Annotated in this window: 7 protein-coding genes; all 7 read right to left on the bottom strand. The window is 70.8% G+C overall.

The window, feature by feature from the left end:
* Positions 1-1067 (bottom strand): nucleotide disphospho-sugar-binding domain-containing protein (locus tag ACWD3H_RS47145; RefSeq protein WP_451959723.1); only part of this gene is annotated, 1067 nt, incomplete at its 3' end.
* A gap of 12 nt (positions 1068-1079) precedes the next feature.
* On the bottom strand, positions 1080-2345 hold the full coding sequence (locus ACWD3H_RS47140) for an activator-dependent family glycosyltransferase (RefSeq protein WP_451959722.1): 1266 nt from the start codon (positions 2343-2345) through the stop codon (positions 1080-1082).
* A 12-nt stretch (positions 2346-2357) separates the two neighbouring features.
* A complete protein-coding gene (locus ACWD3H_RS47135) occupies positions 2358-3626 on the bottom strand; it encodes an activator-dependent family glycosyltransferase (protein WP_451959721.1) in 1269 nt (422 codons plus the stop codon).
* A gap of 9 nt (positions 3627-3635) precedes the next feature.
* Positions 3636-4892, bottom strand: coding sequence for an activator-dependent family glycosyltransferase (locus tag ACWD3H_RS47130; protein ID WP_451959720.1), 1257 nt, complete (start codon positions 4890-4892; stop codon positions 3636-3638).
* A gap of 4 nt (positions 4893-4896) precedes the next feature.
* Positions 4897-6186: an activator-dependent family glycosyltransferase gene (locus ACWD3H_RS47125; protein WP_451959719.1), complete on the bottom strand. Its 1290-nt coding sequence runs from the start codon at positions 6184-6186 to the stop codon at positions 4897-4899.
* A gap of 5 nt (positions 6187-6191) precedes the next feature.
* Positions 6192-7487, bottom strand: a complete 1296-nt coding sequence (locus ACWD3H_RS47120) for an activator-dependent family glycosyltransferase (protein WP_451959718.1) — start codon at positions 7485-7487, stop codon at positions 6192-6194.
* A 12-nt stretch (positions 7488-7499) separates the two neighbouring features.
* Positions 7500-8086 (bottom strand): nucleotide disphospho-sugar-binding domain-containing protein (locus ACWD3H_RS47115; RefSeq protein WP_451959717.1); only part of this gene is annotated, 587 nt, incomplete at its 5' end.

Raw genomic sequence — 8086 nt, 5'->3', positions numbered from 1 at the left:
GCGCGGCGGGCGAGTTCGGGGGCGTCGAACTCCCATGGCACGGTGAGCTGGGGGACCGCGTGCAGGGCGGTGGTGAGGAAGGTGCCGGGGCCGGCGTGGCTGATGACCGCCGAACAGGTCGGTGCGAGGGCGTGCAGCGGGACGTAGGAGACCAGGCGGGTGTTGCCGGGAACGCGGGAGAGTTTGGTCTGTTCGGATTCGGCGATGGTGGCGACGAGTTCGATGTCGAGGTCGGCCAGGGAGTCGAGGATGTCCTGCACGTCGACGGTGTAGCCGGCGAACATGTCGGTGGCGGTGGTGCCGAGGGTGAGGGCGACGCGGGGATATTGGGGCGGGGTCCACAGCCATTTCGGTACGACGGCGGGTCCGCCGTAGGGGACGTACCGCATGGGGAGGTAGTCGAGGTCGGCGCGCATGCTCAGCGAGGCGGGGAGCTGGTCGATGCCGAACTGGCCGGTGATCATGTCCTCGGTGAAGTCGAAGCCGTACTTGCGGGCGTAGCCGGCCAGCCAGTCGGCGAGCGGGTCGGTGCGCTTCTCGGGGGGCTGTTCGGCCTGGAGGCGCAGGAAGTGCTGCCGGGTGACGCCGAAGACGTCGATGCTCCACAGCAGCCGGGCGTGCGCGGCGCCGCAGGCCTTGGCGGCTATCGCCCCGGCGATGGTGAAGGGTTCCCAGATGACCAGGTCGGGCCGCCAGTGCCGGGCGAAGTCCACCAGGCCGGCGACCAACGGGAAGTTGTCCATCTTGTAGTCGTCGTTGACCACTTCGGTGTACGCGGCCAGTAGGTCGTTCCAGGTGACGTCCGCCTGGTCCGCCGCGACCTTCCACGGCATCGGCAGCCCGGCGCGTGCCTGTTCGAGCAGTTCCGGGGCGAACCGCGCTATCTGCCAGGCGTCGGCGTCGCGGCCGACGGGGACGGCGGTCAGTCCGGCCTGGGTGACGACGTCGGCGAACTTGGGCTGGCAGGCGACTCGGACGTCGTGGCCCGCGGTGCGCAGTGCCCAGGCCGGCGGCACCATCGCCTGGAACATGCTCTTGTCGGCGAGTGTGGCGAACAGGACGCGCATCGTGTCGTCTCCTCAGCGGTGTCGGGCGGTGAGTTCTTCCAGCTGCGGGACGAGCTGGTTGGGGGTGGGCAGCGCGTGGATCTCGTCGCGCAGGTCGTGCGCCCGGTCGCGGAAGGCGGGCTCGTTCAGTAGCCGCAGCAGGCTGTCGCGGACGGCCTGGCCGGTCGCCTGGCCGGGGTGGATCTCCAGCCCGGCGCCGTGTTCGGCGAGTTTGCGGGCCAGGATCGGCTGGTCGAAGTGGTAGCCCATGGCGAGCTGGGGGACGGGGTGCAGGGCGGTGGTGGCCATGGTGGCGGCGCCGGCGTGGTGGATGACGGCCGAGCAGGTGGGTACCAGGGCGTGCAGCGGCACGTAGGGGACCAGGCGGGTGTTGGCAGGGACGCGGGCGAGTTTGGTCTGTTCGGACTCGGCGATGGTGGCGACCACCTCGATGTCGAGGTCGGCCAGCGCGTCGAGGATGTCCTGCATGTCGACGGTGTAGCCGTCGAACACCGCGGTGGCGGTGGTGCCGAGGGTGAGGGCGACGCGGGGGCGTTCGGGCGGGGTGCGCAGCCAGCCGGGTACGACGGCGGGGCCGCCGTAGGGGACGTACCGCGTGCGCAGGTAGCGCAGACTCTCAGCCTCGACCTGGAAGCTTTTCGGGAACTGGTCGATGGTGAAGTTCCCGGTGACCATGTCCTCGGTGAAGTCGAAGCCGTACTTGCGGCCGTAGCCGGCCAGCCAGTCGGCGAGCGGGTCGGCGCGCTTCTCGGGCGGCTGCTCGGCCCTGAGCTGGAGAAAGCGTTCCCGTGTCACCCCGAAGACGTCGACTCCGAACAGCAGGCGGGCGTGTGCGGCGCCGCAGGCCTTGGCGGCGATGGGGCCGGCGAAGGCGAATGGTTCCCAGATGACCAGGTCGGGCTGCCAGTGCCGGGCGAAGTCCACCAGCCCGGCGATCATCGGAAAGTTGTCGGTCTGGTGTCCTTCCCGCACCATGCCGGCGTACGCGTCCAGCATGTCGTCCCACGTGGCGTTCGCCGGAGCCTCTGCGACGTCGTAGGGAGCGGGCACTCCAGCCCGTATCTCCTGGACCGAGTCCGGGTCCAGGCGCGCCATCCACCAGATGTCGACGTCGCGGCCGACGGGGACGGCGGTCAGTCCGGCCTGGGTGATGACGTCGGTGAACCTCGGCTGGCTCGCGAACCGGACGTCGTGGCCGGCGGTGCGCAGCGCCCAGGCCAGCGGCGCCATGTACAGGAAGACGCTTTTCTCGGGGATGGCGGTGAACAGGACGCGCATCGTGTCGTCTCCTCAGCGGTGTTCGGCGGTGAGCTTCTCCAGCTGCGGGACGAGCTGGTCGGGGGTGGGCAGGGCGTGGATCTCGTCGCGCAGGTCGTGCGCCCGGTCGCGGAAGGCGGGCTCGTCCAGCAGGCGCAGCACGCTCTCCCGGACGGCCTGGCCGGTCGCCTGGCCGGGTTGGAGTGCCAGCGCGCCGCCCTGGGCGGCCAGGTCGCGGGCCATGATCGGCTCGTCGAAGTGGTAGCCCATGGCGAGCTGGGGGACACCGTGCAGGGCGGTGGTGAGGACGGTGCCGAAGCCGCCGTGGCTGATGACCGCCGAACAGGTCGGTGCGAGGGCGTGCAGCGGCACGTAGGACACCAGGCGGGCGTTGCCGGGAACGCGGGAGAGTTTGGCCTGTTCGGACTCGGCGATGGTGGCGACCACCTCGATGTCGAGGTCGGCCAGGGAGTCCAGGATGTCCTGCACGCCGGCGGTGTAGCCGGCGAACATGTCGGTGGCGGTGGTGCCGAGGGTGAGGGCGACGCGGGGACGTTCGAGCGGGGTGCGCAGCCAGCCGGGTACGACGGCGGGGCCGCCGTAGGGGATGTACCGCATGGGGAGGTAGTCGAGGTCGGCGCGCATGCTCAGTGAGGCGGGGAGCTGGTCGATGGTGAAGTCACCGGTGATCATGCCCTCGGTGAAGTCGAAGCCGTACTTGCCGGCGTAGTCGCCCAGCCAGTCGGCCATGGGGTCGGCGCGCTTCTCGGGCGGCTGCTCGGCCCTGAGCTGGAGAAAGCGTTCCCGTGTCATCCCGAAGACGTCGACGCTGAACAGCAGGCGGGCGTGCGCGGCGCCGCAGGCCTTGGCGGCGATCGCCCCGGCGTAGCTGAAGGGTGTCCAGATGACCAGGTCGGGTCGCCAGTGCCGGGCGAAGTCCACCAGCCCGGCGATCATCGGGAAACTCTCGGCTCTGTCCCCGTCCGCCGTCTCGGCGTGCGCGTCCAGCGTGCGCTCCCAGGTGCCGCCCGTCGGATCCTCCACGATGTCGTACGGCGCGGGCAGCCCGACGCGCACCTGCTCAAGCTGCTCCGCGGTCATGCCGTAGAGCTGCAGGAGCCGCATGGTGTCGACGTTGCGGCCGACGGGGACGGCGGTGAGTCCGGCCTGGGTGATGACGTCGCTGAAGGCGGGCTGGCCGGCGACGCGGACCTCGTGGCCCGCGGTGCGCAGCGCCCAGGCCAGCGGCACCATGGGCAGGAAGATCGTCTTCTCCGGGACGGTGGCGAACAGGATGCGCATCGTGTCTCCTCAGCGGTGTTTCGCGGTGAGCTCTTCGAGCCGGGGGACGAGGTCGTTGGGGCTCGGCATCGCGTGGATCTCGTCGCGCAGGTCGGCGGCGCGCTCGCGGAAGCCGGGTTCGCCGAGCAGCCGCAGCACGTTCTCCCGGACGGCCGCGCCGCTCGCCCGGTCGGCTGCGACGACCAGCGCCGCGCCCTGGTCGGCGACCTGCCGGGCGAACAGCGGTCCGTCGAAGTCCCAGGGCATGGCGAGCTGGGGGACACCGTGCAGGGCGGTGGTGAGCACGGTGCCGAAGCCGCCGTGGCTGATGACCACCGAGCAGGTCGGTGCCAGCGCGTGCAGCGGTACGTAGGAGACGAGGCGGGCGTTGGCGGGGACGCGGGCGAGCTTGTCCTGCTCGGTCGTGGCGATGGTGGCGACCACCTCGATGTCCAGGTCGGCCAGCGCGTCGAGGATCTCCTGCACGCTGACCGAGTAGCCCGCCTGGTGGTCGGTGAGGCTCAGCCCCATCGTCAGGGCGACCCGCGGGCGCTCGGGGGCGGTCCACAGCCATTTCGGCACGATGGCGGGGCCGCCGTAGGGGACGTACCGCATGGGGACGTAGTCGAGGCCGGCCCGCATGCTCAGCGAGGCGGGCAGTTGGTCGACGGTGAAGTGACCGGTGATCATCTCCTCGTCGAACGCGAAACCGTGCTTGCGGCCGTAGCCTTCCAGCCAGTCGCGGAGCGGGTCGGCCCGCTCGTCGCCGAGCCGCAGGAAACGGTCCCGGGTGAGGCCGAAGACGTCCAGGCTCCATGGCAGCCGGGCGTGGGCGGCGCCGCAGGCCTTGGCGGCGATAGGCCCGGCGAAGGTGAGCGGTTCCCAGATGACGAGATCGGGCCGCCAGTGCCGCGCGAAGTCCACCAGCCCGGCGATGATCGGCAGGCAGGCCGGCCGGTGCCACGACTGCTGCACCTCGGCGTACCCCGTGGTCAGATACTCCCGGGTGGCCTTTTCCGGAAATTCCACGACATCGTATGGTGTGGGAAGGCCGTAGGCGGGTTCCCAGGTCCAGTCCGGGAGGCGGGGGTCGCGGGCGAGCAGTTGCCACAGGTCGGCGTCGCGGCCGACGGGGACGGCGGTGAGTCCGGCCTGGGTGATGAGGTCGGTGAAGGCGGGCTGGCCGGCGACGCGGACCTCGTGGCCCGCGGTGCGCAGCGCCCAGGCCAGCGGCACCATGGCCAGCAGGTGCGCCTTCTCCGGGTTGGCGGCGAACAGTACGCGCATGACGTCACCTCCCACCGGGCACGACGGGTCGCCGGTGCGACGCCACCCGCTCTTCGAGCTGGACCGTCACCTCGTTCGGAGTCGGCATCGCCAGCATCTCCTCGCGCAACCGGTTCGCGCCCTGGCGGAACCGGGGTTCGTTCAGCAGCCGCAGCAGTCGCTCCCGGAGGATCAGGCCGGTGGCCTGGTTGCTGTTGACGGCGAGACCGGCGCCCTGGGCGGCGATCCGCCTGGCCAGGGCGGGGCCGTCGCCGTCCCAGGGGATGGCCAGGTGTGGGACCGCGTTCAGTGCGGTGGTGGCCAGGGTGCCGAACCCGGCGTGGTGGATCACGGCGCCGCAGGTGGGGGCGAGGTCGGCCAGCGGTACGAACGGAACGAGCCGGGCGTTTTCCGGGACCGAGGCGAGCTTCCGCTGCTCCGGTTCCGCGACGGTGGCGACGAGCTCGATGTCCAGATCGGCCAGTGAGTCCAGGACGCTCTGCAGGTCGACCCCGTAACCCGCCCCGTGCTCGGCGGTGCTGAGCCCCATCGTCAGCGCGACCCTGGGCCGTTCAGGCCGCTCCCGCAGCCACGACGGCATGACCGCCGCGCCGCTGTAGGGCACGTAGCGCATCGGCAGGTAGTCCAGGTCGGCGTCCATCCGCAGGGATCGCGGCAGCAGGACGATCGTGAACTGGCCGGTGACGAGGTCCTCGGTGAACTCGAAGCCGTACTTGCGGGCGTAGCCGCCCAGCCAGTCGGCCATCGGGTCGGCCCGCTCCCCGGGCGGCTGCAGGTCCTTGAGCCGCAGGTGGTGTTCGCGGGTCACGCCGAGGGTGTCCACGCTGAACAGCAGGCGGGCGTGCGCGGCGCCACAGGCCTCGGCGGCGAGCGCGCCCGCGTAGGTGGTGGGCTCCCAGATCACCAGGTCGGGCCGCCAGCTCCGGGCGAACTCCACCAGATCAGTGATCATCGGAACGTTGCTCATCTTGTGCCAGCGGCCGACCTGGATGTCGTAGCCGTCCTTGAGGTAGCTCCAGGTGACATCCCGCGGGTGCCACTCGGCCGCGTCGTACGGGACGGGCAGCCCATTGACCCCCGTCCCGATCCAGGTGAGGTCCCGGTTCATGAGCTGCCACAGGTCGGCGTCGCGGCCGACGGGGACGGCGGTGAGTCCGGCCTGGGTGATGACATCGGTGAAGGCGGGCTGGCCGGCGACGCGGACCTCGTGGCCCGCGGTGCGCAGCGCCCAGGCCAGCGGCACCATGCTCAGGAAGTGCGTCTTCTCCGGGTAGGTGGTGAACAGCACGCGCATCGGCGTCACCGGGTCCCGCTGTGCTCGGCGACGAGTTCGAGGAGTCGCGGGACGAACTCGTTCGGGGTGGGCATGGCGAGGAACTCCTCGCGCAACCGGTCGGCGCCCTGGCGGAAGGCCGGCTCGTTCAGCAGCCGCAGCAGGTTCTCGCGGACCACCTGACCGGTCGCCTTGGTGGCGTGCACGGCCAGACCGGCGCCCCGCGCGGCCAGCCGCTCGGCCAGGGCCGGCTGGTCGACGTCCCACGGCAACGCCAGCTGGGGCAGTCCCTGCAGGGCGGTGGAGGCGAGGGTGCCCACTCCGGCGTGGTGGATGACGGCCGAGCAGGTGGGCAGCAGCGCCTGAAGCGGTACGTAGGGCACCATCCGGACGTTGCCGGGGACCCGGTCGAGCTTGGCCTGCTCCTCCTTCACGATCGTGGCGATGATCTCGACGTCGAGGTCGCCCAGGGCGTCGAAGAGGTCCTGCACGTCGACGGGGTAGCCGACGTCGCGGTCGGTGACGGTGAGCCCCATGGTGATGGCCACCCGGGTGCGCTCTGGCGGGGCCCACAGCCACTTCGGGACGACGGCGGCGCCACCGTACTGGATGTACCGGAGCGGGACGTACGTCAGGTCGGCCCGCATCCGCAGCGAGGGCGGCAGCATGTCGATGGTGAACTGGCCGGTGATCATGTCCTCGTCGAACTCGAACCCGTACCTGCGGGCGTAGCCGCCCAGCCAGTCGGCCATCGGGTCGGCGCGCTCCTCGGTGGGCCGCTCGGCCCGCAGGCGCAGGAAGTGGTCCCTGGTGATGCCGTAGACGTCCGCGCCGATCAGCAGGCGGGCGTGCGCGGCGCCACAGGCCTTGGCCGCGATCGCGCCCGCGTAGGTGGTGGGCTCCCAGATCACCAGGTCGGGCTGCCAGCTCTGGGCGAACTCCACCAGATCGGTGATCATCGGGGTGTTGCTCTGCTTGTGCCACTGGCGGATCTGCAGCTCGTACCCGGCGTGCAGGTAGTCCCAGGTGACGTCCTCGGCCGGCCACTCCGCCGCGGCGTATGGCGTGGGCCAGCCCACCTTTTTGCTGCCGATCCCCTTTTTCCTGGTGTCGGGCATCTGCTTGAGGCGGCCGAGGTACTGCCACAGGTCACGGTCGGCGCCGATGGGCACCGCCGTCAGGCCGGCCTGGGTGACGACGTCGGCGAACTTGGGCTGGACCGCGACGCGTACCTCGTGGCCGGCGGTGCGCAGTGCCCAGGCCAGCGGCGCCAGCAGCAGGAAGTGCGTCCTTTCTGGATATGTCGTGAACAGGATGCGCATCGTGTCGTCTCCTCAGCGGTGTTTGGCGGTGAGTTCTTCCAGCTGCGGGACGAGCTGGTTGGGGGTGGGCAGCGCGTGGATCTCGTCGCGTAGGTCGGTGGCGCGCCGGCGGAAGGCCGGCTCGTTCAGCAGGCGCAGCAGGTTGTCGCGGACGGCCTGGCCGGTGACCTGGCTGGTGTGGATCTCCAGTCCGGCGCCGTGTTCGGCGAGTTTGCGGGCCAGGATCGGCTGGTCGTAGTGGTAGTGCAGGGACAGCTGCGGGACCGGGTGCAGGGCGGTGGTGGCCAGGGTGGCGGCGCCGGCGTGGTGGATCACGGCCGAGCAGGTGGGGGCCAGAGCGTGCCAGGGCACGTAGGCGACCATCCGGGTGTTGTCCGGGACCCGGGAGAATCTGCGCTGTTCGGATTCGGCGACGGTGGCGACGAGTTCAATGTCGAGGTCGGCCAGCGCGTCGAAGATGTCCTGCATGTCGACGTTGTAGCCGTCGTAGACCTCGGTCGCGCTCAGGCCCATGGTGAGGCCGACGCGTGGTCGCCGGGGTGGGGTGCGCAGCCAGTCGGGCACGACGGCGGGGCCGCCGTAGGGGACGTAGCGCATGC

The organism is Streptosporangium sp. NPDC002607 (assembly GCF_053592655.1).
Note: the sequence above shows the minus strand (reverse complement) of the source record. Positions and strands in the feature narration are given on the sequence as shown.